Source organism: Sphaerisporangium sp. NBC_01403 (assembly GCF_045040145.1).
In the GTDB taxonomy this organism is placed as follows: domain Bacteria; phylum Actinomycetota; class Actinomycetes; order Streptosporangiales; family Streptosporangiaceae; genus Sphaerisporangium; species Sphaerisporangium viridialbum.
This window is the reverse complement of sequence record NZ_CP109534.1, coordinates 6581711-6607236: the sequence shown is the minus strand read 5'-3', so window position 1 is coordinate 6607236 and position 25526 is coordinate 6581711. Positions and strand designations below refer to the sequence as shown.

Annotated in this window: 24 protein-coding genes; 13 read left to right on the top strand and 11 right to left on the bottom strand. The window is 69.8% G+C overall.

What is annotated here, in order from left to right; genetic code table 11:
- Positions 1-124: 124 nt before the first annotated feature.
- Positions 125-1561, bottom strand: a complete 1437-nt coding sequence (locus tag OG589_RS29515; RefSeq protein ID WP_405141067.1) for an aldehyde dehydrogenase — start codon at positions 1559-1561, stop codon at positions 125-127.
- A 396-nt stretch (positions 1562-1957) separates the two neighbouring features.
- On the opposite strand from OG589_RS29515, the gene OG589_RS29510 reads away from it, so the two are divergent.
- Entirely contained in the window at positions 1958-2857 is a 900-nt protein-coding gene (locus OG589_RS29510; protein WP_405141065.1) for a coiled-coil domain-containing protein, read from the top strand.
- Between the two features lie 12 nt (positions 2858-2869).
- On the opposite strand, the gene OG589_RS29505 is transcribed toward OG589_RS29510, so the two are convergent.
- On the bottom strand, positions 2870-4195 hold the full coding sequence (locus OG589_RS29505; RefSeq protein WP_405141064.1) for a GH1 family beta-glucosidase: 1326 nt from the start codon (positions 4193-4195) through the stop codon (positions 2870-2872).
- Between the two features lie 70 nt (positions 4196-4265).
- Between OG589_RS29505 and OG589_RS29500 the strand changes: the two genes are divergently transcribed.
- Complete coding sequence (locus OG589_RS29500) at positions 4266-4922, top strand: TetR family transcriptional regulator (protein ID WP_405141062.1); 657 nt, start codon at positions 4266-4268, stop codon at positions 4920-4922.
- A gap of 87 nt (positions 4923-5009) precedes the next feature.
- On the opposite strand, the gene OG589_RS29495 is transcribed toward OG589_RS29500, so the two are convergent.
- Positions 5010-5939, bottom strand: a complete 930-nt coding sequence (locus tag OG589_RS29495; protein ID WP_405141060.1) for an aldo/keto reductase — start codon at positions 5937-5939, stop codon at positions 5010-5012.
- 80 nt (positions 5940-6019) lie between these two features.
- Here OG589_RS29495 and OG589_RS29490 point away from each other — a divergent pair, with 80 nt between their 5' ends.
- On the top strand, positions 6020-6433 hold the full coding sequence (locus OG589_RS29490; RefSeq protein WP_405141058.1) for a MerR family transcriptional regulator: 414 nt from the start codon (positions 6020-6022) through the stop codon (positions 6431-6433).
- Positions 6434-6556: 123 nt separating this feature from the next.
- Positions 6557-8008, top strand: coding sequence for a peptidoglycan D,D-transpeptidase FtsI family protein (locus OG589_RS29485; protein ID WP_405141057.1), 1452 nt, complete (start codon positions 6557-6559; stop codon positions 8006-8008).
- A 93-nt stretch (positions 8009-8101) separates the two neighbouring features.
- Here the strand turns inward: OG589_RS29485 and OG589_RS29480 are convergent, their stop codons facing one another.
- The gene (locus OG589_RS29480) at positions 8102-10075 is read right to left on the bottom strand and encodes an ABC transporter ATP-binding protein (RefSeq protein WP_405141055.1); all 1974 of its coding nucleotides are present in this window, start codon (positions 10073-10075) and stop codon (positions 8102-8104) included.
- 134 nt (positions 10076-10209) lie between these two features.
- Positions 10210-10353, bottom strand: coding sequence for a hypothetical protein (locus OG589_RS29475; RefSeq protein ID WP_405141053.1), 144 nt, complete (start codon positions 10351-10353; stop codon positions 10210-10212).
- A gap of 789 nt (positions 10354-11142) precedes the next feature.
- On the opposite strand from OG589_RS29475, the gene OG589_RS29470 reads away from it, so the two are divergent.
- From OG589_RS29470 to OG589_RS29450, 5 genes are all read left to right on the top strand, one after another.
- A complete protein-coding gene (locus OG589_RS29470) occupies positions 11143-12783 on the top strand; it encodes an ATP-binding protein (protein WP_405141052.1) in 1641 nt (546 codons plus the stop codon).
- Between the two features lie 452 nt (positions 12784-13235).
- The gene (locus OG589_RS29465) at positions 13236-14018 is read left to right on the top strand and encodes an AMP-binding protein (RefSeq protein ID WP_405141051.1); all 783 of its coding nucleotides are present in this window, start codon (positions 13236-13238) and stop codon (positions 14016-14018) included.
- A 156-nt stretch (positions 14019-14174) separates the two neighbouring features.
- The gene (locus tag OG589_RS29460) at positions 14175-15464 is read left to right on the top strand and encodes an ABC transporter substrate-binding protein (protein WP_405141050.1); all 1290 of its coding nucleotides are present in this window, start codon (positions 14175-14177) and stop codon (positions 15462-15464) included.
- A 61-nt stretch (positions 15465-15525) separates the two neighbouring features.
- Positions 15526-16413 carry a carbohydrate ABC transporter permease gene (locus OG589_RS29455; protein WP_405141049.1) on the top strand — a complete coding sequence of 296 codons (888 nt, stop codon included), beginning with the start codon at positions 15526-15528 and terminating at the stop codon, positions 16411-16413.
- Positions 16410-17285: a carbohydrate ABC transporter permease gene (locus OG589_RS29450; RefSeq protein WP_405141047.1), complete on the top strand. Its 876-nt coding sequence runs from the start codon at positions 16410-16412 to the stop codon at positions 17283-17285. The genes OG589_RS29455 and OG589_RS29450 overlap by 4 nt, the downstream gene beginning before the upstream one ends.
- On the opposite strand, the gene OG589_RS29445 is transcribed toward OG589_RS29450, so the two are convergent.
- Positions 17225-18280, bottom strand: a complete 1056-nt coding sequence (locus tag OG589_RS29445; RefSeq protein ID WP_405141046.1) for a winged helix-turn-helix domain-containing protein — start codon at positions 18278-18280, stop codon at positions 17225-17227. The genes OG589_RS29450 and OG589_RS29445 overlap by 61 nt on opposite strands.
- Positions 18281-18361: 81 nt before the next feature.
- Between OG589_RS29445 and OG589_RS29440 the strand changes: the two genes are divergently transcribed.
- Positions 18362-19627 (top strand): MFS transporter, encoded by a 1266-nt coding sequence (locus OG589_RS29440; protein ID WP_405141045.1) that lies wholly within the window; start codon positions 18362-18364, stop codon positions 19625-19627.
- A gap of 4 nt (positions 19628-19631) precedes the next feature.
- Here OG589_RS29440 and OG589_RS29435 read toward each other — a convergent pair whose 3' ends face one another.
- The 3 genes from OG589_RS29435 to OG589_RS29425 form a co-directional block, all read right to left on the bottom strand.
- Positions 19632-20690, bottom strand: a complete 1059-nt coding sequence (locus OG589_RS29435; RefSeq protein ID WP_405141044.1) for a zinc-binding dehydrogenase — start codon at positions 20688-20690, stop codon at positions 19632-19634.
- A gap of 281 nt (positions 20691-20971) precedes the next feature.
- The gene (locus tag OG589_RS29430) at positions 20972-21337 is read right to left on the bottom strand and encodes a hypothetical protein (protein WP_405141042.1); all 366 of its coding nucleotides are present in this window, start codon (positions 21335-21337) and stop codon (positions 20972-20974) included.
- 179 nt (positions 21338-21516) lie between these two features.
- Positions 21517-21903: an ATP-binding protein gene (locus OG589_RS29425; protein WP_405141040.1), complete on the bottom strand. Its 387-nt coding sequence runs from the start codon at positions 21901-21903 to the stop codon at positions 21517-21519.
- Between the two features lie 191 nt (positions 21904-22094).
- Here OG589_RS29425 and OG589_RS29420 point away from each other — a divergent pair, with 191 nt between their 5' ends.
- Genes OG589_RS29420 through OG589_RS29410 form a run of 3 tightly spaced genes read left to right on the top strand, consistent with a single transcriptional unit; the run spans position 22095 to position 23298 of the window.
- On the top strand, positions 22095-22922 hold the full coding sequence (locus OG589_RS29420) for a Scr1 family TA system antitoxin-like transcriptional regulator (protein WP_405141038.1): 828 nt from the start codon (positions 22095-22097) through the stop codon (positions 22920-22922).
- Positions 22919-23107, top strand: coding sequence for a DUF397 domain-containing protein (locus OG589_RS29415; protein WP_405152151.1), 189 nt, complete (start codon positions 22919-22921; stop codon positions 23105-23107). Before OG589_RS29420 ends, OG589_RS29415 begins: the two co-directional genes overlap by 4 nt.
- Positions 23065-23298 (top strand): DUF397 domain-containing protein, encoded by a 234-nt coding sequence (locus OG589_RS29410; RefSeq protein WP_405141036.1) that lies wholly within the window; start codon positions 23065-23067, stop codon positions 23296-23298. Before OG589_RS29415 ends, OG589_RS29410 begins: the two co-directional genes overlap by 43 nt.
- Before the next feature lie 63 nt (positions 23299-23361).
- Here OG589_RS29410 and OG589_RS29405 read toward each other — a convergent pair whose 3' ends face one another.
- Both OG589_RS29405 and OG589_RS29400 read right to left on the bottom strand, forming a co-directional pair.
- Positions 23362-24417 carry a LacI family DNA-binding transcriptional regulator gene (locus OG589_RS29405; RefSeq protein ID WP_405141034.1) on the bottom strand — a complete coding sequence of 352 codons (1056 nt, stop codon included), beginning with the start codon at positions 24415-24417 and terminating at the stop codon, positions 23362-23364.
- A 235-nt stretch (positions 24418-24652) separates the two neighbouring features.
- Positions 24653-25444, bottom strand: a complete 792-nt coding sequence (locus OG589_RS29400; RefSeq protein WP_405141032.1) for an IclR family transcriptional regulator — start codon at positions 25442-25444, stop codon at positions 24653-24655.
- Positions 25445-25526: the final 82 nt, after the last annotated feature.

Sequence of the window (25526 nt, the reverse complement as noted above, 5' to 3'; positions counted from 1 at the left end):
GATCCACCAGGAGAATTCCAGACCAGGGCATGTCTCTTGGCGGGGGCGATCTCGGACATCCTTGTATTGCGGGGCCGCCGCCCAGCGACGCGGGGGCGCGCTGGGCGGCGGTTGCGCACTCGTCTCAGCCCAGGCGGGCGATCGACTTGTACTCCAGGTACGACGACAGGCCCTCGGGGCCGAGCTCACGCCCGACGCCGCTGGCCTTGTACCCGCCGAACGGCGCGGACGGCTCCATGGTGTTCATCATGTTGACGCCGTACGTGCCGGTGCGGACCTGGCGGGCGATGTCCATGCCGTGGTCGGTGTCCGCGGTCCAGACCGTGCCGGACAGGCCGTAGTCGCTGTCGTTGGCGATGCGGACGGCGTCGGCCTCGTCCCGGTACTCGATCACCGAGAGCACCGGGCCGAAGATCTCCTCGCGGGCGATGCGCATGTCGTTGGATACGCCCGCGAACACGGTCGGCGCGACGTACCAGCCCCGGTCGAAGGGCCGGTCGAGACCGCCGACGACCGGCTTCGCGCCCTCCTCGATGCCGAGCCTGATGTAGCCCTCGACCCGCTCCTGCTGGCGCTTGGCCACCAGCGGGCCGATGCCGGTGGTGGGCTCGGACGGGTCGCCGACCTGCTGGCCGCCGACCATGTCGGCCACGGCCTGCAGCACCTCGTCGTACCGCGAGGAGGACGCGAGGATGCGGGTCTGGGCCACGCACGCCTGGCCGTTGTTCATGAGGGACGCGATCGACAGGAAGCCCATGGCCGCGCCGAGGTCGCAGTCGTCCAGGACGATCGCCGCCGACTTGCCGCCCAGTTCGAGGCTGCAGCGCTTCAGCTGCTCGCCGCAGATGCCCGCGATGCGGCGGCCGGCGGCGGTGGACCCGGTGAAGGCGACCTTGTCGACGCCCGGGTGGGAGACCAGGTGCTCGCCCGCCTCGCGGCCGGCGGCCACGATGTTGACCACGCCGTCCGGGATGCCGGACTCCTTGACCATCTCCGCGAGGAGGTAGGAGTCGAGGGGCGTCTCGGGAGCGGGCTTGACCACGACCGTGCACCCGGCGATCAGCGCGGGGGCGAGCTTGGTCATGATGACGAACTGCGGCACGTTCCACGGCACCACGGCCGCGACGACGCCGACCGGCTCGCGGCGCACGGTGACAGGGCCGAACATGCCCGGCCGCTCGTCCTCGACCGCGAAGGTCCTGCCCAGCTCGCTGTAGTACTGCAGCATGCCGAGCGGCTGCGGGGCCTGGGCGAGCTGCGAGAAGGTGATGGGGCTGCCCATCTCCAGCGTGATGACGTCGGCCATCTCGGCCTGGCGGGCGGCGTACAGCCCGGCCAGCTTGCCGACCACCTCGGCGCGCTCGGCCATGGACATCCTCGGCCACGGCCCGTGGTCGAACGCCTGACGGGCGGCGGCCACCGCGTTGTCCATGTCGGCCGGGGTGCCGTCGGGCACCCGCCCGACGATCTCCTCGGTGTGGGGGGAGATGACGTCGATCGTCGCCGTGCCCGCGGGGGCAACCCAGTCGCCCCCGATGAAAAGACGGTCGTGCTGAAGCATGTGTCTGCCTCCTGGTCGGGCGGGCCGGGTCTCTATTTGACCGAATGCTTGCTTGTTTTAGTCTTGCCGCCGAGGCCCGGGCTCACAAGGGGCCGCATCGCCCGGTCGCTGAGACAGAATCATGTTCTGTCCCGGTTGGCAAGAGTGGGGAGCTCCCGGGAGTGTCCCTCGGTAAGATCGGTCGCCCGGCCAGCCGAGCTCGGCGCACCCGGCGATCAGCGCAAACGTCATCCGCCTCCGGGAGATCGGGGTGGGGCCCCATTGCCGGGAAACCCACGTCCTGCGTCTTCCCAAAGTGGTAGATAGTTCGCTAAGGGTGTGTAGGTTCTTCCGATCGTGTGACAGCTCCGAAGATCGGCTTCTATAGTTCGGGGCGTCTTGAAGTGGGGAGGGCTGATGCGATCAGGCCGTGTGATGGGGCTGGCCGCCGTCCTCGTCGGCCTGTTCTCGGTGCTCGCCATGCCGGCCGCCGAGGCCAAACCCAGCCCCCAGGCCCAGCTCAACCGGCTCACCAAGCAGGCGGCCGACCTGCAGAAGGCCTACCGGGGCCAGATCCAGAGCCTGGAGGACACCCGGGACGCCGCGCAGAAGGCCGGCGAGCGGGTCAAGAAGCTCAGGGCCGACCTGGCCCGCGCCGAGGAGCAGGTCGCGCAGTTCTACCGCAACTCCTACATGTCAGGCACGATCGACGGCCCGAAGGTGTTCACGTTCAGCGGCGACCCCGACACGATCCTCGGGCAGGTCGCCACCGTCACCTACCTCGCCGACGAGAAGAACCAGCGGCTGAAGCACATCGGCGCCCTGGTCAAGGAGTCCAAGGCGGCCAAGGCGGAGGCCGACGACAAGATCGTCGATCTCAAGAAGGAGATCAAGCAGCTCCAGGCCAAGAAGCAGGACGTCGAGCAGCTGCTCAAGAAGTTCGGGTTCCAGACACCGGGCTCGGCCAGCGGCCTGACCGCGCGCATGGTGAGCGTCCGGGCCCTCATCATGCAGAACTTCCCGATGCCGTTCAGCGTCGGATGCCTGCGTTCAGGCGACCCCGGCGAGCACGGCAAGGGCCGCGCCTGCGACTTCATGATGAGCACGGGCGGCCGCATGCCCGACGCCGCGTCGGTCGCCCGGGGTGACGCCCTGGCCCAGTGGTGCATCGAGAACGGCCGCCAGATCGGCATCATGTACATCATCTGGCGGCAGCGCTACTACGACATCCGCACGGGCGCGGGCTGGCGGACGATGTCCGACCGCGGTGGCGTCACCGCCAACCACTACGACCACGTCCACGTGTCGGTCTTCTAGCCGTCCCGGTGGTCAGGGCTGGGTCAGGGTCGCGATGCGGTCCCTCAGCCAGTGGTAGGAGGCCTTGGGGGTGCGCTTCTGGGTGGCGAAGTCCACGTGCACGAGGCCGAACCTCTGGTTGAACCCCTCGGCCCACTCGAAGTTGTCCAGCAGCGACCACACGTAGTACCCGCGCACGTCCACCCCCTCGGCGATCGCCGCGCGGACGGCCTCGATGTGCCCGTCCAGGAAGGCGATGCGCGCCTGGTCGTCAAACACGCCGTCCGGGCCGGGCTCGTCCGCCTGCGAGCAGCCGTTCTCGGTGACGTACACCGGCGGCAGCGCGTCGCCGTACCTTGCCCTCAGCCCCACGAGCAGCTCGCGCAGGCCGTCGGGGACGACGGGCCAGCCGAAGGCCGTGGTGGGGTGGCCGGTGATGCCGGCGTCCTCGAACGGCAGCGGCGCGGGGTCCGGCCCTGGGGCGGGGGCGGCGATGCGGGTGGGGTTGTAGTAGTTGACGCCGAGGCCGTCCAGGGGCTCGGCGATGATCTCCAGGTCGCCGTCACGGACGGCGTCCAGCGTGCTCACCCCGTACGCCGACAAGTCCGGATATTTGCCGAGAAGGACGGGGTCGTTGAACAGCCGGTTGTGGAGGGTGTCGTACGCCTCGGCGGCCCGCGCGTCTTCGGCCGAGCCGGACGCGGGCCAGACGGGCGTGCAGTTGTTGGTGACGAGCACCCGTTCGGCCCCGTTCGCCCGCAGCGCCCGCACGGCGAGCCCGTGTCCCAGAAGCTGGTGATGGGCGGCGGGCAGCGCGTCGAGGAACAGGGTGCGGCCCGGGGCGTGGGTGCCGAGGGCGTAGCCGAACACCATGTGGATGAACGGCTCGTTGAGCGTGATCCACATCGGGACCCGGTCGGCGAGCCGCTCCGCGAGGATCCCCGCGTAGTCGGCCAGGTAGAGGGACGTGTCGCGGTTCAGCCAGCCGCCCCGGTCCTCCAGGGCCTGGGGGAGGTCCCAGTGGAAGATCGTGGCCGCGGGCACGATGCCCTGTGCGCACAGCTCGTCGACCAGCCGGTCGTAGAAGCCGAGCCCCGCCTCGCTGGGCTTCCCCCGGCCCTCGGGCTGGATTCTCGGCCAGGAGATCGAGAACCGGTAGGAGTTCACCCCCAGCGCACTCATGAGCATGACATCCTCTGACCACCGGTGGTAATGGTCACACGCGACGTCCCCGGTGTGGCCGTCCCTGATGCGGCCGGGCTCGTGGGCGAAGGTGTCCCATATGGACGTTCCCCTGCCGTCCTCCGCCACGGCGCCCTCTATTTGGTAGGACGCGGTAGCCGTACCCCAAAGGAACATGGTGACCTCCGGTGATATGAGTGAAACTCATGTTAAGCCCAGGAAACCGATTCGGGAGGATGATGGGGGCATGACGAACGTCTCCGCAGGGACGCTCCGCCGCCGTCCCGCTCAGCGCCGCAGCGTCGAGCGGGTCGAGCGGATGCTGGACGAATGCGCCCGGCTCCTCGACGAGGTGGGGTACGAAGCGCTCACCACGAAGGAAGTGGCCCGCAGGGCAGAGGTGCCGATCGGCACGTTCTACCAGTTCTTCCCCGACAAGCAGGGGCTGGTGCGGGCGCTCGCGCTGCGCAACCTCGACGTGTTCCTCGCGAGGCTCACCGCCCGGCTGGGCGCGGCCGGCATTTCCGACTGGACCGACGCCGTCGACCTGGCGGTGGACGAGTTCGTCGCCATGAAGCGCAGCACGCCTGGGTTCGCCATCGTCGACTTCGGCGAGGTGCTGCCGACCCCCGAGGGGCCGCCGCTCAAGGGCACGAACCGCCTGCTGGACGCCGCGCTGGAGAACAACGTCATCGTCGCCGACCGGCTCCGCGCTCTGACCATCGACCTTCTGGGGGCGCCGACCGGGCCCGGCCTCGACCGCGCGCTGATCGTGGCCGTGGAGGCGGCCGACGCCGTGCTGAAGCTCGCCTTCCGCGTGCACCCCGAGGGCGACCCCGACCTGATCGCCGAGTGCAGGCGTCTGGTCCGCCGCTACCTGGCCGACCACCTGCCCGAGCCGTGAGGTGGACGCCCGCGTGGTCAGGTCCGCGTGGTCAGGTCCGCGTGATCAGGTCCGCGTGATCAGGTCCGCATGGTCAGGCCCGCGTGGTCAGGCGAGGGCGGGGTCGTCGAGGCGGGCGCGCAGGTCGTCGTCCAGCTTGACGTCCCGCGCCCCGAGCAGCTCGTCGAGCTGCGCGATCGAGCTGGCGCCGACGATCGGCACGACGCCCTGGCCGATCAGCCACGCGAGCACCACCTGGTTGGGTGTGGCGCCGAGCTCTCCCGCGACCTCGCGCAGCACCGCCAGCCGCCGCGTGGTCCCGGGGTGGTCGTACCACTCGGGAATCGGGCGGTCGGCCCGGGTGTAGGCGCCGGTGAGCAGCGAGGTGTAGACCCACAGCCGCAGCCCCTCGGCCCGTACGTAGTCGAGCACCTCCTCGCCGACCTGCACGTGAGCCGCCTCGGGAAGCCGCACGCCCGGCCGGGGGCGCAGGTAGGAGTGCCTGAGCTGAACGTGGGTGTAGGGGGCCAGGTCGCTCGCCCGCGCGATGGCGCGAGCCCGCTCCAGCCGCCAGGTGGGGTGGTTCGAGGCGCCGACGGCCCGCACCGTGCCCTTCGCGACCAGGTCGCCGAGCGTGGCCACCTGCTCCGCAAGGGGCGTCGCCCGGTCCTCGACGTGGGCCCAGTAGACGTCGAGGCGGTCGGTGCGCAGCCTGCCGAGGCTCCCCTCCAGTGCCCTGGTGATGGCCGGCGCGGAGAGGCCCTCGATGGAGTCGAGCGTGCGGTCGCCTGGCACGGTCGGCCGCGCGCCGCACTTGGTGCTCAGCACCACCTGGTCGCGGTTGCCCCGCGACGACAGCCACTTGCCGATGGTGGTCTCGCTCTCGTCGCCCCTGGCGCCCTCCAGCCAGAAGGGGTAGTTGTTCGACGTGTCGATCATGGTGCCCCCCGCCTCGGTGAAGCGGTCCAGGATCGCGAACGACGCCGCCTCGTCGACGGTCGTACCGAAGGGAATGGTCCCGAGTGCGATGTGTGTCATGCGGCACACCCTGCCCGCTCGAGTGGGCTCCAGGTCAAGAGGCTTGACCTGGAGCCCACTCCAGGTGTCATGCTCGTCGGGTGAGCGTCTACACCCCGGGACAGGCCGCGGAGGAGACCGGGTTCAGCCTGGACACCCTGCGTTATTACGAGCGCATCGGCCTCCTTGAGCCGGTCGAGCGGAACGCCGCCGGCCAGAGGCGGTTCACCGACGAGGACCTCGGATGGCTCGGCATGGTCAGGTGCCTGCGTGACACAGGGATGCCCATCGCCGAGATGCTGCGCTTCGCCAAGCTCGTCCGCAGCGGGGACACCAGCATCCCGGACCGCATCACGCTGCTGGAGGCCCACGACCGCGAGGTCCAGGCGCAGATCGCCCAGCTCCAGGAGAAGCAGGCTGCGCTCCGGCGCAAGATCGGCTACTACCGCGACGTGCAGGCCCTTTCCGAGGCCCCGTCCGCCTGTGAGCGTGTCGAGGAGCCCCAGCCGAGCTGATCGCGCGCTGCCGTGCGGAAGCTCGGCCCGCCGACCCGTAACTCCCCTTTGCCCTGGTGTACGCGCCTCTTTCGCAACCGGCTGCTACACCGGTAGCAGAGGGGGAGGGGAGCGGAGGCAAGCATGGCCGGACCGCGCGCCACGCGGATGAACATCCCGCTGCGCCGGGTCGCGGTGGGATGCGCGGTCATGGCGTTCGCGCTCATGGCCAACGTGACCCTCATCCAGGCCTTCCGCTTCGAGACGCTCGCGAACGACCCCCGCAACCTGCGTCCGACCATCGAGCGCTTCGCGCACCCGCGCGGCGAGATCCTGCTGCGCGACGGCACCGTCGTCGCGACGGGGAGGCCGGGCGACCGCAGGTACAGGTACCGGCGGGTCTACACCGACGGCCCGATGTACGCCCCGGTCACCGGCCACCTGTCCATGTACGGCGCCACCGGGGTCGAGCTGGCGGAGGACGGTGTGCTGTCCGGCACGGACCCGAAGGTCAGGCTGCGCTCCCTGATCACGAACGGGGTCGAGCAGGGGGCCTCGGTCAGGCTGACCATCGACGGCAGGGCCCAGCGCGCCGCGTACGAGGGGCTGATGGCCACCGGGCACAAGGGGGCCGCGGTCGCCATCGACCCGGCGACGGGGGCGATCTTGGCGCTGGCGTCCTATCCCTCCTACGACCCGAACGTCTACAGCACATTCGACACCAGGCAACTGGAGGAGGCCGACAGGCGGCTCAGGCGTGACCCGACGCGGCCGCTGCTCAACCGCGCGACCAGCCGCACCTACCCGCCGGGTTCCACGTTCAAGATCATCACTGCCGCGGCGGCGCTCGGCACCGGCTACTACTCGCCGGAGACGGTCGTCAGCGCCCCCGTCGGCCTGCGGCTGCCCGGCACCTCCACCACCCTGCGCAACGCGGGCGGCGAGGCCTGCGGCAACGGCCGGCCGACGCTCGCCCGGGCCTTCCAGCTCTCGTGCAACACCGCCTTCGCGGGGCTCGGGCTCCGCCTCGGGCAGGACGCGCTGCGCGCGCAGGCGGAGGCGTTCGGGTTCAACGGCGACCGCCTGGCGATACCGCTCCCCGTGGCCAGGAGCGTGTACCCCTCGAACCTGGACGACGCGCAGACCGCCATGTCGGCCATCGGGCAGTACGACGACCGGGTCACGCCGCTGATGATCACGATGATCTCGGCGGCCGTCGCGGCGCGCGGCGCCTTGATGCGCCCGTACCTGGTCGACGAGGTGCGGCTGCGCGATGGGACGGTCGTCTCGGTGACCGACCCGGTGAGGTACCCGAGGACGGTCTCCAGGGAGGTGGCCGACCGGCTCACCGCGATGATGGTCACCGTCACCCAGCCCGGGGGCACGGGCTCGGCCGCCGCCATCTCGGGCGTCGACATCGCCGCGAAGACCGGGACGGCCGAGAACGCCGCCGACGCCCGGGACCACGCGGTCTTCACGGCCTTCGCCCCCGCGGCCCGGCCGAGGGTGGCCGTGGGCGTGCTGGTGGAGAACGGCGGCTTCGGCGGCGACACGGCGGCCCCCATCGCCAGAGCCATCATGAAGGCCGTCCTGTAGACCTCCAGGTACGCCGCCCGGTGCGGACGTACCGTCGACGGCGTCCGCGGTGGCAAGACCAGGCCGGACTAGAGCCTGCAGGGAGTGCCAGGGTCAGACCTGGGTTGGGGCCCCTTTCCTGTCGCCGGCCGTGTTGTAGGCGCTGGCCTGGATGTTGTAGAGGTCGGCGTAGATGCCGTCGTGGATCATGAGCTGGTCGTGGGTGCCCTGCTCGACGACCTTGCCGTGGTCGAGGACGTAGATGCGGTCGGCGTAGCGCACGCTGGCCAGGCGGTGGGTGATGAGCAGGACGGTGCGGCCGTCGGCGTGCCTGCGGATGCGCTCGAAGAGCGCGTGCTCGGCGCGGGCGTCCAGTGCCGCCGTCGGCTCGTCGCAGATCAGCAGCGGCGCGTCGCGGTAGAACCCACGGGCCACGGCGATGCGCTGCCACTGGCCGCCCGAGGGCTCGTGCCCGTCCTTGAAGCGGCGGTCGAGCAGGGTGCGGTAGCCGTGCGGCAGCTCGGCGATCACCTGGTCGGCCCCAGCGACCTCCGCCGAGGAGAGCAGCGCCTCCTCGCCCTTCTCAAGACCCATGGAGATGTTGTCCTTCGCCGTCAGCGGCCAGCGGGTGTGGTCCTGGGCGATCACGGCGATGTGCCGGCGGAGCTCCTCCTGGTCGACGTCCACGATGTCCACATCGTCCCACCGGACGTGCCCGCTCCCGGGGTCGTACAGCCCGGCGAGGATCTTGGACAGGGTGGTCTTGCCCGAGCCGTTCTCGCCCACGAGCGCGACCACCTCGCCCTTGTCGATGTGGATGGACAAGTGGTCGAGGGCGGGCTCGTCCTTCCCCGGATAGTTGAAGGTCACATCGTCGACCGTGATGCGCTGGAACTCGGGGGGCGCCCCGCGAGGTCGTGCGGGGCCCATGCGGCCACGCGCCTCGGCGCAGAAGTCGAGGAAGTCGGTGAAGTAGAGGCCCTCCTCGTACAGGCGGTTGGTGGAGTACATCAGGTTGGCCAGGGAGCTCTGACCAGAGCGGATGGCGAGGACGGCGGTGCCGGCCACGGCCAGCGGGACCGCGCCGATCGCCAGCAGGACGCCGAGGGCGACGTAGACGACGGCGGTGCCGATGCCGCCGAGCGCCTCACCGACGACCCTCGCCACCGTCTGCCGCCGGGCGAGGTCGACGACGACATCCTGCTCGGCGCCGGCCACCGCGTCGTACAGCCGCATGAGGAAGCCCCGCATGGTGAACGAGCGGACCTCGGCGGCGGTCTCCCTGTCGGCCATGAGCTCGGTGAGGATCCACTTGCGCCGGCGGACGGGGATCAGGGAGTACATCGTGGTGTAGCGCATGCGGGCGGAGCGGACGGCGGCCCAGGCGTCGGGGATGACGGCCAGCACGAGCAGGGGCAGCAGCACGGGATGCAGGATGCCGAGCACGCCGGCGGCGGCGCCGATGCCGATCAGCCCGGTGAGCAGGTCGATCGCCGAGTTGACCACGGTGTCGACCATGGTCACGCCGCGCATGCGTGCCCGCTGCAGCGAGTCGTGGAAGTCGGGGTCGTCGAAGCAGATCAGGTCGACGCGGCTGGTCAGCTCGTACAGCTGCTTCTCGGCGATGCGGCCGACCTGTGGCTCCAGCCGGGACTGCGCCCACCCGGCCCCGGCCTCCAGGGTCGTGCGCAGGGTGGCGGCCACGCCGACGAGCAGCAGGCTGGGCAGGGCCGCCTTGACGCGGTCGGGAGTCGGGCCCGCGGAGAACAGCGCCTGCAGCACGCCGGTCGTGGCGAGCAGCCCGAAGGCGGTGAAGACGCCGCCCAGCACGCTCAGGGAGATCGTGGCCACGGTGTCGCGTGGGCTCGCCTGCCAGGCCATGCGGACGGCGTGGCCGATGAGCGCCGGGAGCCTGCGCGCCACCGTGAGGAAGCCCACGCCTGTCATCGTGACGATGTGGGCGTTCCAGTCGTTGAAGTTGACCTCGCCGAGGTCGACCAGCGCGTCATCGGTGGCAGGGCCGCCGGGAGGCGGCCCCTTGGGGGTGGAGCCGTCCGGGGCGGGGGTTTCCGGGGGAAGGTCGGCCATGCTCGCAGTGTGACCGGCGGCACCGACAGTTTAAAGCCGTCGCCGTAAAGGCGGGCATTCAAGTTGAAAGTGGCAATTACTTTGGTACGTCCGCTTATGCCGAGCCGAGCCGGTCAATACGGAGTGCGTGACGGCTACCCGCGGCGAAAGGGGGCCGCCCATTTGATCTTGCTCGGCGCGGGCTCGGGGAGCTGTGCGGCAAGGCGCTCGGCCTCCTCGTGCAGAGCGGTGATGAGGAGGAGTTCGAGGCTCAGGTCTTCCAGGTCGGCGGTTTCCATCTGAGTCTCCCGACGTGAGGTGCCTTACCGGTCCGGAGGTCGTCCAGGAGGCCGGTGCTCGTGGAATCTTACCTTCCGTGACCGTAGATCGCAGCTTTGGCCTTTGTCGATCACTCTTCGTGCAGAACGGCCGGTCCGGAACACCGGTTTGGGATGGGGCGTTTCCTCTGTCCGCAAAGGGGTGAGAGGCGGAAAACGTGGCCTACTTCGCGCGTCACCGTCGATCTCCGTCGTTGCTCGTCCGATCTGCCCGCTGAAGCACACTTCACACGGGAACGTGCCAGGGCTCGTACGCGACCCCGCCGGCGAGTCCATCCATGCGACGTGATCAGAGCAGAGTAGCCAATTTGATCACTATTGCGGAAGGTGGGAAATCGAGAAAGTAGTTAACATTCTGTGGCCGCCGCCGAGGGTGCCGCGGCCTTGACAACGATCGCGAAGTCGGCGCCGTGAAGCGAGAGGATTCACCGGGTGGCGAAAGCCTGGTGTCTCTCGTCCGGTGGTACCGGCCTGTGCGATGGGACTGGAGGCCCCGGATTGGGACAAAGCGCTCGATGTCCTTCACCGGGGAGTTCACGGAACCGCAGAAGTCCACAAAGGAGTTCTGCTTTCATGGGCAGATCTGGCCGCGTCCACCAGGGGTGACGCGAATAGCGTCATCAGCCGAGCGCGCTCCGTTATTTGGTGTGACACTTAGGTAATGGCCCGCCCCCCTGCCCCCCGAGGCGTATGACCGCCACCACCAACTTTCCGCCGGAGCCCACCACCTTTGTGGGCAGGCATTCCGATGTGGATGAGTTGGCGCAACTCCTCGCCGTGACCCGCGTGGTGACGCTGTGCGGCGTCGGCGGCATAGGCAAGACCCGCCTCGCCCTGAGGGTGGGGACCGAGATCGCCGGGCGGTTCCCCGGCGGTGTGCGGCTGGTGGAGCTCGGCGACGCGGTCCTGCCGCAGGAGATCGCCGCCCGCGTCGCCGCGGTCCTCGGCGTCTCGCCCGAGGGGTCCCGGTCGCTCGAGGACACCGTCGTGGAGGCGATCGGAGACCGCCGCGTGCTCCTCGTCCTCGACGGCTGCGATCCCCTGCTCGAAGACTGCGCCCGGCTGTGCGGGCGGATGCTGTCGGCCTGTCCCGAGGCCAAGGTCCTCGCCACGAGCCGGCGGCCGATGGGCCTCGCCCGCGAGACGGCCTGGCGCGTTCCCCCTCTGACCCTTCCCGAAGAGGGCGACGACCGACGGATCGGCGATCCGGCCTCCTGCGAGGCCGTGCGGCTGTTCCACGCGCGCGCGGCCGTGGCGCGCCCCGGGTTCCCGGCGACCCGCGCCGGCCTCGCCGGCGTCGCGTCGCTGGTCCGCCGCCTCGACGGCATCCCGCTCGCCATCGAGCTGGTGGCGGCCATGACCTGCCGGCTCACCGTCGAGCAGGCCGCGGCGGGCGTCAGCGGCCACTTCCGGCAGATGAGCCCGCCCGTACGCGAGGGTGCGCTCGCGCGCCACCGCGTCCTGGCCGCCACCATCGACTGGAGCTACCACCTGCTCAGCGACCCCGAGAAGGCACTGCTCCGGCGCGTCACCGTCTTCAGGGACGGATGGACTTCGCGCATGGCCGAGCAGGTCTGCGCGGGGAGCGGCCTGTGGACGGAGGACATGCTCCCGCACACGCGCGGCCTGATCGCAAGGTCGCTGGTCGTGCTCGACGGCGAGATGGCGGGCGAGGCCCGTTACCGCCTGCTCCGCCCCATCCGTGACTACGCCGCCGAGAGGCTGAGCTCGTCCGGTGAGGAAGACCGCTTCCGGCGCCGTCACCGCGACTACGTCCACCAGGTCGCGTTCCAGGTCGGCGCGTGGCTGGAGCGCCTGCTCGACACCGCGCCACCGCACATGTCGGGCGCCCTGCGCGGGCGGGCGCTCGCCCTGCGGGGCACGCTCGCCCTGATGCAGGGAAGGCGGGACGAGGCGGGCGAGCACGCCCAGGCCGCGCTCGCGTTCCACCGCGCCGCCCAGGGCCTGGCGGGCGACGCCCTCGCGCTGATCCTGCTCGCCCTGCTCGACCAGCCCGTGGGGCTGGCCGAGTCGGTCGCCTCGATGCGGCAGGCCGGGCCCGTACGACCGGCCGAGCCGGTCGGGCTCCCGCCGTCGCCCCCGCCCCGCAGGCCGCCGTCGTCCGAGAAGCCGTCCGCGTCCGGTGAGCCGCCCACACCCGCGAGCCACCTCGCTCCGGGGAGCGCCCTCACCGCGCGGGAGCAGGAGATCGCCCTGCTCATCGCCCAGGGGCTCAGCAACCGCGCCATCGCCGCCGAGCTGGTCATCAGCTCGGCGACCGTCGCCCGCCACGTGGCGAACATGCTGGCCAAGCTCGGCTTCTCCTCGCGCACCCAGGTAGCCGCCTGGATGGTCGAGTGGGGCGCCCACAGGCCGGGTGGCCGCCACTGAGCCCAGGCGCCACCCGCTTCCGGCGAGAGCCCGTACATAGGTGGGCGGGCTCCTGGTCACCCTCCGAATGCGCAGTGTGGAGCATGTGCGAGGCCAGGGCTTCCGGCTTAGGTTGGTGGCCTGATCGGTCGATGGCGGCCGTCCCGCGGTGACCCCGGGCAGGGGGCTCGCGGGAGCGGCGCGGACGGGCCACCGGCCGGTCGCGCAGGAACGCCGCGTGTCCCGCGTGACGGGCGAGGTCACCTCGGAGGGGTGGAGACCGAGCTCAGGGGCACGCGGCCCGCGAGCTCGGGTCATGGCATGTCGTGGTGCCGCTGGCCCGAGCTCGTCCCCGCCTCCCGGCATCCCGGGAAGGCCGGGACATGTGTACGGGGTCCGCGGGCGCGGCTACACAGTTATCTACACACATTGGCGGATCCCGTGGAGACGCGGCAGCCCGTACCGTCGTCCAGATGGCTTCCAGCACTTTCCCGGCGACCACCACCGTGTCCGGTGCCCTGCTCGGCAGGGCCGTCGAGCGTGGTGACAGGCACGCCTTGGTCGATCTCGCCGGGGGGGCGGTCTACACCTACCAGCGGCTGGCGGCCTCCGTGACGAGGGCGGCGGCGGGCCTGGTCAAGCGGGGCATGAAGACGGGGCAGGTCTCGGGGGTCTACGTCCACACGGTGCCCGCGCAGATCGTCGCCGTGCTAAGTGTGATCGCCGCCGGAGGGGTGGCGCTGCCGGTGAGCGTGAGCAGCGGCATCGCCGAGATGGCCACGCTGTTCACCCATCACGACGTCCGCCTGCTGTTCACCACTCCCGACCTGGTGGACGCGGCGGTCGAGGTGGCCGACGCCTCACGGGTGCGGCAGATCGTGACCTTCGGCCCCACCCCGGCGTCGGTCGACTTCGAGGAGCTGCTCGCCCCTGGCGTGACGCCGCGGCAGGCACCCGCCACCGATCCCGCACTGGCCACGGCGGACGGCGTGCTCTCCCACAGGGAGTTCCTCGCGGGCGCGCGCACGCTCGACCGTACGGCCGACGTGGTCGCCTCCGACGTCGTCCTGGTGGCCTGGCCGCTCGACGGCGGGTGCGACATCCCCGTGCTGGTGAGCCTGGCGCTCATGCGCGGCGCGACGGTGGTCGCGGTCCCTGGCATCACCCGCCCCCAGTTGCGGGGCATCGTCGAGGACTTCGGCATCACGCTCGCGGCCCTCGTCGACGGCGACCGCAAGGTGATCACCCGGCTCTGAGGTGGTTTGCCCTATGCAGAGACGTTATTTACACACTCTTGACGATCTGCTGTGAGAAGTGGCTTGATTGCGTACTGACAACGTTGTCACCAACGGCCTGGTAGACGGGGGCGGGCTTATGTGGACAGCCTCCATCAACCTTGAAGGGACCAAAGAATGCGACGACGGTGGATGTCGGCCGTCGCGGTCACCGTGGCGGGCGTTCTCTCCCTCTCCGCCTGTGGCGGTGGTGGTGACGCGAGCGGCACCGACGGCGGGCAGACGGCGAAGAAGCAGGTCGAGGTCTTTTCCTGGTGGACGGGCCCCGGCGAGGCCGACGGCCTGAAGGCCATGCGAGAGATATTCGAGAAGCAGAACCCCAACCTGACGTTCTTCGACGCCGCCGTCGCGGGCGGCTCGGGCGACAAGGCGCGGGCGCTGCTCTCCAGCAAGCTCCAGGCCAACCAGCCGCCGGACACCTTCCAGGGACACGCGGGCGCCGAGCTGCAGGGCTACATCAAGGGCGGCAAGCTCGAACCGCTGAACTCCCTGTACGACGAGCTCAAGCTCAAGGACGTCTTCCCGCAGCAGCTCGTCGACCAGATCACCTACGAGGGCAACGTCTACTCGGTGCCGGTGAACATCCACCGCTCCAACGTCCTCTGGTTCAACCCGAAGGTCCTGAAGGCCGCGGGCATCGCCGGGGCGCCGAAGACGATCGAGGAGTTCATCACCGACCTCCAGGCCGTCAAGAAGGCCGGGAAGATCCCGCTGTCGATCGGCTCTGAGTGGACGGCCGTCCACCTGCTGGAGAGCGTGCTGCTCGGCTCCCTCGGCACCGACGCCTACAACGCGCTGTGGGTCAAGGGCGCGGACTGGTCGGGCCCCGCCGTCACCAAGGCGCTGAACGACTTCGGCACGATCATGTCGTTCACCGGCGCTCCGCAGGACGACTGGCAGCCCGCCGCCAAGCAGGTCGCCGACGGCGCCGCCGCCTTCAACATCATGGGCGACTGGGCGTACGGCTACTTCCACAACCCCCCGGACGGCGGCCTCGGCAAGACGTCCAAGGAGGACTTCGACTGGGCGGCGTCGCCGGGCACCGACGGCACTTTCCTGTGGCTGTCCGACAGCTTCACCCTCCCGAAGGGCGCCCCGAACAAGGACGGCGCTCTCGCGTGGCTCAAGGTCGCCGCGAGCAAGGAGGGCCAGGACGCCTTCAACCCCAAGAAGGGCTCCATCCCGGCTCGCAAGGACGCCGACAAGTCCCTCTACCAGGACTACCTGGAGTGGGACCTCGGCCAGTGGGCGAACGACAAGCTGGCCGGCTCGATCCAGCACGGCGTGGTCGCCAACGACGCCTGGAAGACGGCCATCACCGAGGCGGTCGGCCTGTTCCTGCAGAGCAAGGACCCGGCCAAGCTGCAGGCGGCGCTGGTCGAGGCCGCCAAGGCCAACAATCAGTGAGCTGATCTCGTAACGGCCCGCACCCGCGCGTCGCGGGCGCGGGCCTTCACTGGGGGTATGTGTGTCGCGCGTCAAGAGGTGGCTGCCAGGCCTGCTCCTGGTGACGCCGTCGATCATCGCGATAGCGGTCTTCGTGTACGGAATGCTCGGGTGGAACTTCAAGCTGGCCATGACCGACCGGCACGACGAGATCTCCGAGGGCGAGTTCGTGGGCCTCACGAACTTCTTCTCCATCTGGGAGCAGGAGCGCTGGGGCATCTCCGTCCGGCACGCGATCGTCTTCACGCTGGTCTTCGTGGGAGGCGCGCTGGTCCTCGGCTGGCTCCTCGCCTTCCTGATGGAGAAGGGGATCAGGGGTGAGGGCGGCTTCCGCGCCATCTACCTCTTCCCGATGGCCATCTCGTTCGTCGCCACCGGAGTCGTGTGGCGCTGGCTGATGAACAGCGGCCAGGACGCCCAGGCCGTCGGCCTGAACCGGCTCTTCGACGGTCTCGGTCTCGGGTTCCTGCAGAACGAGTGGTACCGGGGCCAGGACTGGGGAATGGCCGCCATGGCCATCCCGGCGATCTGGCAAATGTCGGGATATGTCATGGCGCTTTACCTGGCCGGGTTCCGCGGCGTGCCCGAGGAGCTGCGCGAGGCCGCCCGGGTGGACGGCTGCAAGGAGTGGCAGGTCTACCGGCACATCGTCTTCCCCTTCCTGCGGCCGGTCACCCTGTCCGCGCTGATCATCCTCGGGCACATCTCGCTCAAGGTCTTCGACCTGATCGTCTCGGTGTCCGGCAAGCAGATCATCACCGACGTGCCCGCCGTCTTCATGTGGGTCGCCGTGTTCGACGCCCACGACCCGGCCAAGGGCGCGACGATCGCCGCGTACATCGTGCTCACGGTCGCCGTCTTCGTCGTCCCGTACCTGGTCTGGAACGCCCGTAGGGAGAAGCGCTCATGAGCACGGCCGTCGCGGCCCCGCCCAAGGCCGGGCACGAGGCCCCGCCGGTCGCCCAGCGAGCGCGGTGGCCGGTGTATGTGCGGCTGGTGCTGCTGATCGGCTTCGTCCTGGTCTTCCTGATCCCGATCTACGTGCTGCTGGTCACCAGCTTCAAGCCGCTGACCGAGGCGGACCCGAGCCAGGCCTGGAGCCTGCCCAAGATCTGGACGACCGAGGCCTGGCAGGTGGCCTGGGACAAACTGAAGCCGGGCATCGCCAACAGCTTCCTGCTGGCGATCCCGGGATCGCTCATCTCGGCCGCGCTGGGCGCGATGAACGGGTTCGTCCTGTCCAAGTGGCGCTTCCCGGGTGCCGACCTGGTGTTCACGCTGTTCCTGTTCGGCATGTTCATCCCGTACCAGGGGGTGATGATCCCGCTCGTCCAGCTCATGGTGGATCTGGGCGTGTACGGCGGCATCCCGGGGCTGATCCTCGCCCATGTGGTCTACGGCATCCCGATCTGCACGCTGATCTTCCGCAACTACTACGTGACGATCCCCGACGAGCTGATGGAGGCCGCGCGGGTCGACGGCGCGGGGATGCTGCGGAGCTTCTGGTCGATCGTGATCCCGGTCTCCGGGCCCGCGTTCGCCGTCGTGATCATCTGGCAGTTCACCTCGATGTGGAACGACTTCCTGTTCGCGGTCTTCCTCACCGGGCCGACGTCGTGGCCGACGACCGTGATGCTCAACAACATCGCCGGCGCCCAGACCGTCCCGTACAGCCAGCAGATGGCCGCGGCGATCCTCGCCTCGATCCCGACGATGGTGGTCTACGTGCTGCTCGGACGGTTCTTCATGCGCGGCCTCATGGCCGGCGCGCTGAAGGGCTGATCGGCCGAGGGGCCGAGCAGCGCGTCGCCGAGTGCCGTGCGGTGGTAGAGCACCGCACGGCCCACCCGGGTGCCGGTGATCAGGCCGGCGCCGCGCAGCGCCGCGATGTGGTCGCCGGTCCCGCCGACGCTCAGCTCCAGCAGGGCCGCGAGCTGGGACGTGGTGGCGGGCATGCTGTCAAGGATCAACGCCCGGGTCCTCCCGATCAGCCGGGCGAGCCCGTCCCCGCGTCCCGGGTCTACGGCGATCCCCCGTGCCGGATAGCAGAGCGCGTACGGCCAGGCGTCTTCCAGGTACACCCCCACGCCGCTCCCGATCACGGTCGGAAGGAAGAGCATCCCCCGGCCGTCCAGCCCGCGCGTCTCGTCCTCGCCGGGATGCTCCATGCGCACCTCGATGTGCCCGGACACGCCGTCCGTACGCCAGCGGACCCGCGGATTGAGATCATCGAGGGCTCCGCCCCACCCGTACGTGGCGAGCCGTCCCGCGCGCTGGACGACGTCACGTTCGAGGATCGCGCGGAAACGCGGCCAGTCAGGCGCGACGATCTCCTCCCAACCGGCTTCCAGCGCCTCGGCGAACAGCTCGACCACGTCGGGGCGTTCGAGGGTGGCCATGACTTCCGGCGACGGGGGCGGCCTGCCGGACAGGTTCCGCGCGATCTCGTCGCGGGCCTGGGCGAGCGGCGTCGCCCGCATGGCGGCGAGCTCGTCCTCGATCGCGACGTTCACCCCGGTGGGAGGCGGGGCGATGAAGTCGGCGTTGTAACTTCCCCGCCGGAACAGCGCCGCGAGGGCCGCCATCCCCGGCCCCCGCCGGAGCAGCCGCCGGTACGGCTCCCGCATCCGCTCGGCCCAGGGCCGCAGGACACCGGCCTCCTGGTTGCCCGACAGGAGCCAGAGGGCGTGCAAGGTCTCGATCAGCGGTGAGATCGCGAACCGGCTGGCCATGACGTCCTGCGGGCTGACCTCGATGCGGATCAGCCGTCCAGGCATGCGCCCTCCACCTTTCGCCTATTTCCGAAATATTAGGCGGCCGGGCGCCGTGCCTCCACGATCGTTCGCGGGAGGTGGCGGATGACGATCGGCTCGACGTCGGAACAGGGACGCCGCGCGGCGGAGGAGCAGGACGAGGGCCGGGCCGCGAGCTTCGGTGAGATCCTGCGTGTGGCGGAGTTCCGGGTGCTGTTCGGCAGCTTCGCCCTGTACGTGCTCGGCGACGGGGTGAAGAACCTGGCCTTCTCGGTCCTCGTCTACGCCCGGACCCAGTCGCCCGGGCTGTCCGCGCTGGCCTACATGATCGGATTCCTGCCTCAGGTCATCGGGGCCACGTTCCTGCTGTCGATCACCGACCGAGTACGGCCGCGGCCCCTGATGGTCATCGGCGAGATCGTCCGGATCGGGGTGTGCGTGGCCCTCGCCGTCGGCGGCATACCGATCTGGGCGATGCTGGCGCTCGTCATCGTCACCGGGATCCCCACACCCGTCTTCTCGGCCGCGCGCAACGCCATGCTGCCCGACGTGCTCAAGGGAGACGCGTTCGTGGTGGGCCGGGCGCTGTTCACCGTCGTCGCCGCGGGGTCGCAGGTCATCGGCCTCGCCGTGGGCGGGACGGCACTCGCGCTGATCGGCCCGGAACGGGCGTTGCTGGTCACGGCCGGGCTCTCTCTGGTCAGCGTGTTCGTCCTCCGGTTCGGCCTGGCGGACCGCCCGGCACGGGCCCTGCCGGGCGCGGGCGGAGCCACCGTACGCACCACGCTGCGGGTCAACCGGATGCTGCTCGCCGACCGCCGGATCCGCCCCCTCATGCTGGCCATCTGGCTGCCCCTGCTGTTCATGGTCGGCGCGGAGGCGGTCTTCGTGCCGTACCTGACCGTGATCGGCTCGCCGTCCGGGGCGGGCATCGTCCTCGCCGCCGCGGCGATCGGGATGGGCGTTGGTGAATTCGTGGTCGGCCGCTTCGTCGCGCCCCGGACACGCGAGCGGCTGGTGTTCCCCCTCATGATCGCGCTGGGCGTGCCCCTGCTGGTCTTCGCCCTTCACCCGGGGGTCATGGCCTCGGCCGTACTGGCCGCGCTGAGTGGAGCCTGCCTCGCGTACAACCTCGGTCTGCAGCGCCCCTTCCTGGACGCCGTACCGGAGGAAGTGCGCGGCCAAGCCTTCGGACTGCAGAACGCCGGCACCATGACGAGCCAGGCCCTCGGCGCCGGGCTCGTCGGCGCCCTCGCCGAGTGGGTACCTCCGCACCACGCCATCGCCCTCGCGGGTCTCGCCGCCGTCCTCGTCTCCTTCGGTCTTCTCTTCCTCCGCGAAGGCTCCGGCACGGACGCCGTCAGATCATGAGGGGTCAGATCACCAGAAGGGTCTTGCCGACGACGTCGCGGGACTCGATCGCGGCGTGGGCGTCGGAGGCGCGGTCCAGCGGAAACGTCTGCCCGATGACCGGCTTCATCCGGCCCGCCGCCGCCTCCGCCAGCGCGCGCTCGGCCAGCCGCTTCCGTTCGGCGGGCGCCAGCTGGACGTGCTGGATCCCGCGAACGGTCACCCTGCGCCGCCGGGCCTCGTCCGGATCGATCGGGCTGAAACCGCCGCTGGGGGCCCCGTGCGCGGAGAACCTGCCGCCGTGTGCCGTGATCTCGAACGCGGCCCGCCCGACCTCCCCGCCCGCGCCGTCGAAGACCACGTTCGGTCCCGTATGGCCGACGGCCTCCCGTCCCCGCCCGGTGTGGCCGGTTTCGGTATGGTCAGGTGCGTTGTGGTCGGTCGGGCTGTCGGCGTTCGTGCCGCCGGTCGCCTTCCGAACCCGCTCGGCCCAGTCCGGCTCGGTGTAGTCGACCGCGATGTCGGCGCCCAGTTCCCAGGCCAGGTCCAGCTTCCGCTTGCCTCGGGCCGCCGCCGCGACTCGCGCCCCCGCCGCGTGCGCGAGTTGTACGAGCAGGACGCCCATGCCGCCGGCCGCCGCCGTGATCAGTACCCATTCGTTCGGCTTCACTCCGGCCGCGTCGAACACCGCCAGGCCTGTCACACCGTCGCTGAGCAGCGCTACGGCTTCGGCCAGGCCGAGCCCTTCCGGCACCGGGATCAGCGCTTCGACGGGCACCACGGCCTGCTCGGCGTAGCCACCGCCGCCGCTCGTGCTCGCCACGACGCTACGGCCGACCCAGCCCCGGTCCACTCCCTCGCCGACGGCCAGCACCTGCCCGCCGACCGCGCCCCCCGGCACGTACGGCAGCTCGAACGAGAAGAACTCCCGTCCCCAGCCCTTGCGGATCTGCGTCTCGACGAACAGGGTGTCGGCGACCGAGACGTCGATCACGACGTCCCCCGGCGCGGCCATCGGGTCCGGCACCTCGGTCGTCACCAGAACCTCGGGCCCTCCGAAACGCGTCACCTGTGCTACCCGCATGCCTGCCACTCTCCTCGTACGACGATGTCCGATCCCGGTCCGATCCCGTGGAAAGCAGTCTCGAACCTCAATAAAGGTTGAGGTCAAGTCGACGGTCCGTGCTTCTACAGGGCGTTGAGCGCGGAGACGAGCTGCTGCTCATGCCGCGCCTGGTCGGACGGGCGAAGCAATCCCCATCCCCGAGCGGCTGCAGTCGCTCGACCTCGCGCCGCGGCACCTGTCGTTGCTGGCGTACCTGCTCCCGAGACCCTCTTGTCTCCTGGAGGGTCGGGGGGTTCGGCTCAGATCGCGCGCAGCCACTCGTCGGCCTCCTGCGGCGACGCGAAGCGGATGACCTCCAGCGGCTCGAAGCGGGGGTCGCGGGCGCGCTCGCCGATCTGCGCGCGGCGGACGGCGTGCTGCGACCACGCCCACCTCACCGGATGCTCGCCGCTCAGCCAGTCGGACCAGGTCTCCACGTTGCCGCCGAAGATCCGCTCGCGGCGCAGGGTCCTCCGCAACGACCGGCGCAGGATGCGGGGCATGATCACGGCTCTCGAGTAGTCCAGCCAGACCACGGTGTCGGCACGCGTCCACAGCAGATCGCGCACTTCGGGATACCCGAAGGAGTCGAAGATCCATCCGGGCGTGGACGCGATCGCTGCCACCTGCTGGTGAAAGTCCGGATTTGTCGCCCAGTTCGGACCGACGAAATGAAGGGAGTCCATTTCGTGGACAGGCAACCGAAGCCGTGCCCCAAGAGCCCGAGCCATGGTGCTCTTCCCGGCCCCGCTGATCCCCGCCACAAGAATCCGTTTCACCCGCGAAGGTTACTAACTCCTCCGGATCACACCTTCACCTCGCACCAGACAGCCCGGCCGGTCTCGTCCTCGTAGGTGCCCCAGCACTGAGAGATCTCCTCGACGAGGAACAGGCCGCGACCGCCCTCGCCGCAGAGGTCATCAGAGACGCGGGGCCTGGAATCGGAACCGGCATCCCTCACCGTCACCCGGATGGCCTGACCGCATTCCAGCAGCGTGATGCTCACCGGCCCGCCGCCTCGCGAATCCGAGTGCAGCACGGCGTTGGTCATCAACTCCGAGACCAGGAGCACCACGTCGTCCAGGGCGGGATGCCCCATGCCGAGCATCCCCCGTACAAAAGCCCGCGCCACCGGCACGGAAGCCACCGTCCCAACCAGTTCGAGGGACCCCAACAGATTGCCCGTCGCCATTCGAGCCTCGTTCCTAAAGGTGACATGCGATGTCCTGTACGAGCTGTAGGACTCGTATGGCATTCATCGATTTCGTCATCAAGACTGACTCCGTCTCGTTACTCTGTGGAGTCAATTGATTGCACAATGAACACACGCTTGAGTGCATCGGTGGTAGCACGCCGTACGAAGATCGCCTTCGAGGAGGGCTTGTGCCTCAGCCGGTAGAGTTGAACCCCGAAGGTTCGCCGTTGGCCCGTTTCGGCTTCGAGGTGCGAAGCCAGCGCCTGGCGGCGAAGTTCACGCAGAAACAGCTGGCCAGGAGGCTTCTGTTCTCGACCAGCATGGTGGGAATGGTCGAGCGAGCGGAGCGCAAGCCTGAGAAGGTCTTCGCCGAGCGTTGCGACGAGATCTTCGCGCTTGACGGTGTTCTCACCGAGCTATGGCTGATGGCCGATCGGTGGAAGGACGCCGCGGCTCCATGGTTCCGGGATGGTCTGGAAGCCGAGCAGGAGGCGAGTGCTCTGCGAACCTGGGATCCGCTCCTCGTCTTCGGCCTGATGCAGACGGAGGCCTACGCGCGGCATGTACTGGCGGGGGAGCCTGGGATCACGCCCGAGTTGCTGGAGCAGCGTCTCGCCACACGACTCCAGCGCAAGTCCATCTGGTCGAAACCCGATCCTCCGACCCTTTGGGCCATCATCGACGAAGGAGTCCTGCGCCGACCCATAGGCGGGGTCGACGTCATGCGTGGCCAGCTGAAGTACTTACTGGAACTGGCCGAGCATCCGAAGGTGACGATCCAGATCTTGCCCTTCGCTGCCCAGTCGACCTGCGGATTGATGAGCGCGTTCGTAATAACCGAGCTTCCTGGTCACTGGACAACGGTTTGGGCGGAGTCTTCGATAAAAGGAACAGTGACCGATGCGCCCGAGACGGTGAAGGCGATCAGCGACCGTTACGACGCCCTGCGCGCCGAGGCATTGCCCCAGCACATGAGCTTGAAAATCATCGAAAAGGAGCTGGCCACGTGGACATGAGCCCAGCGCTCTGGCGAAAGTCATCCAAATCAGGCTCGGACGGCGGATCCTGCGTCGAAGTGGCAACGAACCTTCCCGGGGTGGTCGGAGTCCGGGACAGCAAGGACCCGGATGGCCCCGCGCTGATCGTCAGCTCCGACGGGTGGCGCACCTTCCTTGGTGGGGTGAAGAAGGCGATGAAGTGACCAACCTGAGCGGCGCCGAATGGCGTAAGTCAAGCCGGTCAGGGTCGAATGGGGCAGCTTGCGTCGAAGTGGCAACGAACCTTCCCGGGGTGGTCGGAGTCCGGGACAGTAAGGATCCACTTGGGCCGGTGTTGTTGTGCGGTATGGAGGGGTGGCGGGTGTTCGTCGGTGGGTTGAAGGTGTCGGGTTAGGCGGACGCGCACTTCAACTCTGGTCGCGACGGTCCTCTGGTGGTGACGGTCCGCATTCAATGATCAGCGGTGCGGGGGGAGTTCGCCGGAGCCTCGGGGGATTAGGCGGGTGGGGAGCTGGACGCGCTCGGCGGGGCCGTTGTCGCCGGCCAGGCGGCGGAAGAGCAGCTCGGCGGCCGTACGGCCCAGCCCCGCGGGATCCTGGGCGATCACGGTCACCGAGGGGGTGAGGAAGTCGGCCAGCTCGAAGTCGTCGAACCCCACGATCGCGATGTGCGACGGCGACGTGCCGCCGGGGCCCTGGGCGCGCAGGGCTTCGAGGGCCCGCAGGGCGGCGACGGTGGTGCGGCCGTTGCCGGTGAACAGGGCCGTGGGCGGGTCGCCCTGCTCCATCATGCGTTCAAGATCGGCATGGATGCGCCGCTGCTCGGGGGCGCCCATGGTGACCAGCGACCCGTCGTACGGCAGCCCGGCCGTCCGCAGAGCCTCGCGGTAGCCCCGCAGGCGTTCGCCGGCGGTGAAGATGCGGGCACTGTCGCCGAGGAACCCGATGCGCCGGTGGCCGTGCGCGATGAGGTGCGCCACCCCCGTGCGGGTGCCGCCGGCGTTGTCGCACAGCACGGTGTCGACGTCCAGCCCCGGCCCGGCAGGGCGGTCGGCGAAGACGGCGCGGATCCCGGCGCTCAGCTCGGGGGCGAGGTAGCCGTGGTCGGACCCGGCGGGCACGATGACCAGCCCGTCCACCCGGCGGGCGCAGAAGGCCAGGACCAGCTCGCGCTCGCGCTCGGGATCCTCCCCGGATGAGCCGGTGAAGACCAGCGAGCCGTTGCGGATCGCGACGTCCTCGACCGCGCGGCTCAGCCCGGAGTAGAACGGGTCGGCGACATCTTCGATGATGAGCCCGATGCTCGCCGTGCGGCCCCGGCGAAGAACGCGGGCGCCGTCGTTGCGGCGGTAGCCGAGCAGCTCGATGGCCCTACGGACCCGTTCGGCGGTCGCCGCGTTGACCCCCGGCTCGTCGTTGACCACGCGGGAGACGGTCTTGAGCGCGACCCCCGCCGTGGCGGCGACGTCGTTCATCGTGGGCCGCCCGCGTCTGGTCTCTGCCACGGTCCGCATCATCCCGCATTTCAACGGCCTGTGACAACGTTGTCACCCAACCCGCCTCCAGGGTCGGGAACCACGGTGAACCCGTGGGCCGGAGGTTGGTAGTCAGGTGCCCGGACCACCGGTGGCGGAGGCGCGTACTCGGGTGCCGGCGTGTGGGGGCCGGGGGCTCGCCCGCGGCTGTACGGGCGGCGGGATGTTCGTACTCGGGTGCCGGCGTGGCTGTGCGGGTGGTGGGAGGTCGGGTTCAGGTGGCGGGGAGGGGGGCGTGGTGGATGCCGGCGGTGGTGTGGAGGTCGGCCTCTATGCGGGCGGCCGTCGCCAGCAGGGGCGGCAGCAGATCGCGGCGGGCGGACTCGATGGTGGTGCGGCTCGCGTGGGACGAGATGTTGACGGCCGCCACGACCTGCCCGCTACGGCCCCTGATGGGCGCGGCGATGGACCGCAGGCCCTCCTCCAGCTCCTGGTCGACCATGGACCAGCCCTGGGCCCGCACCCGATCGAGCTCGGCGACGAGCGCGTCCCGCGAGGTGACCGTGCGGGCGGTGTGCCGTTCCAGCGTGGCCTCGGTGAAGTACGCCTCCAGGTCGCCGGGCGGCAGCCAGGCCAGGAGCACGCGGCCCATCGAGGTGCAGTGCGCGGGGAAGCGCGTGCCGATGCTGATCGTCACCCGCATGATGCGGGTGGTGGGCACGCGCGCGACGTACACGATGTCCGAGACGTCGAGCACGGACACCGAGGCGGACTCGTGGACCTCGGCGACCAGCCGTTCGAGGTGGGGGAGGGCGACTTCGGGAAGGGACAGGCTGGACAGGTAGGAGTACCCCAGCTCCAGCACCCGGGGGGACAGCGCGAACAGGCGGCCGTCGGTGCGGACGTACCCCAGCTCGACCAGGGTGAGCAGGAACCTGCGGGCGGCGGCGCGGGTGAGCCCGGTCGCGCGGGCCACCTCGCTGAGCGTGAGCTCAGGGGTCGCGGCGTCGAAGGCCCGGATTACCGCCAGCCCACGGGCCAGCGACTGGACGTACTCCTCCGCCATGGTTGGTCCCCTTTCGCGGTGACCGTTATACCAGCAGTGATCGGCCCGTCCCAGAGACCGCCCCCAGCCCCGTCCCGGAGCC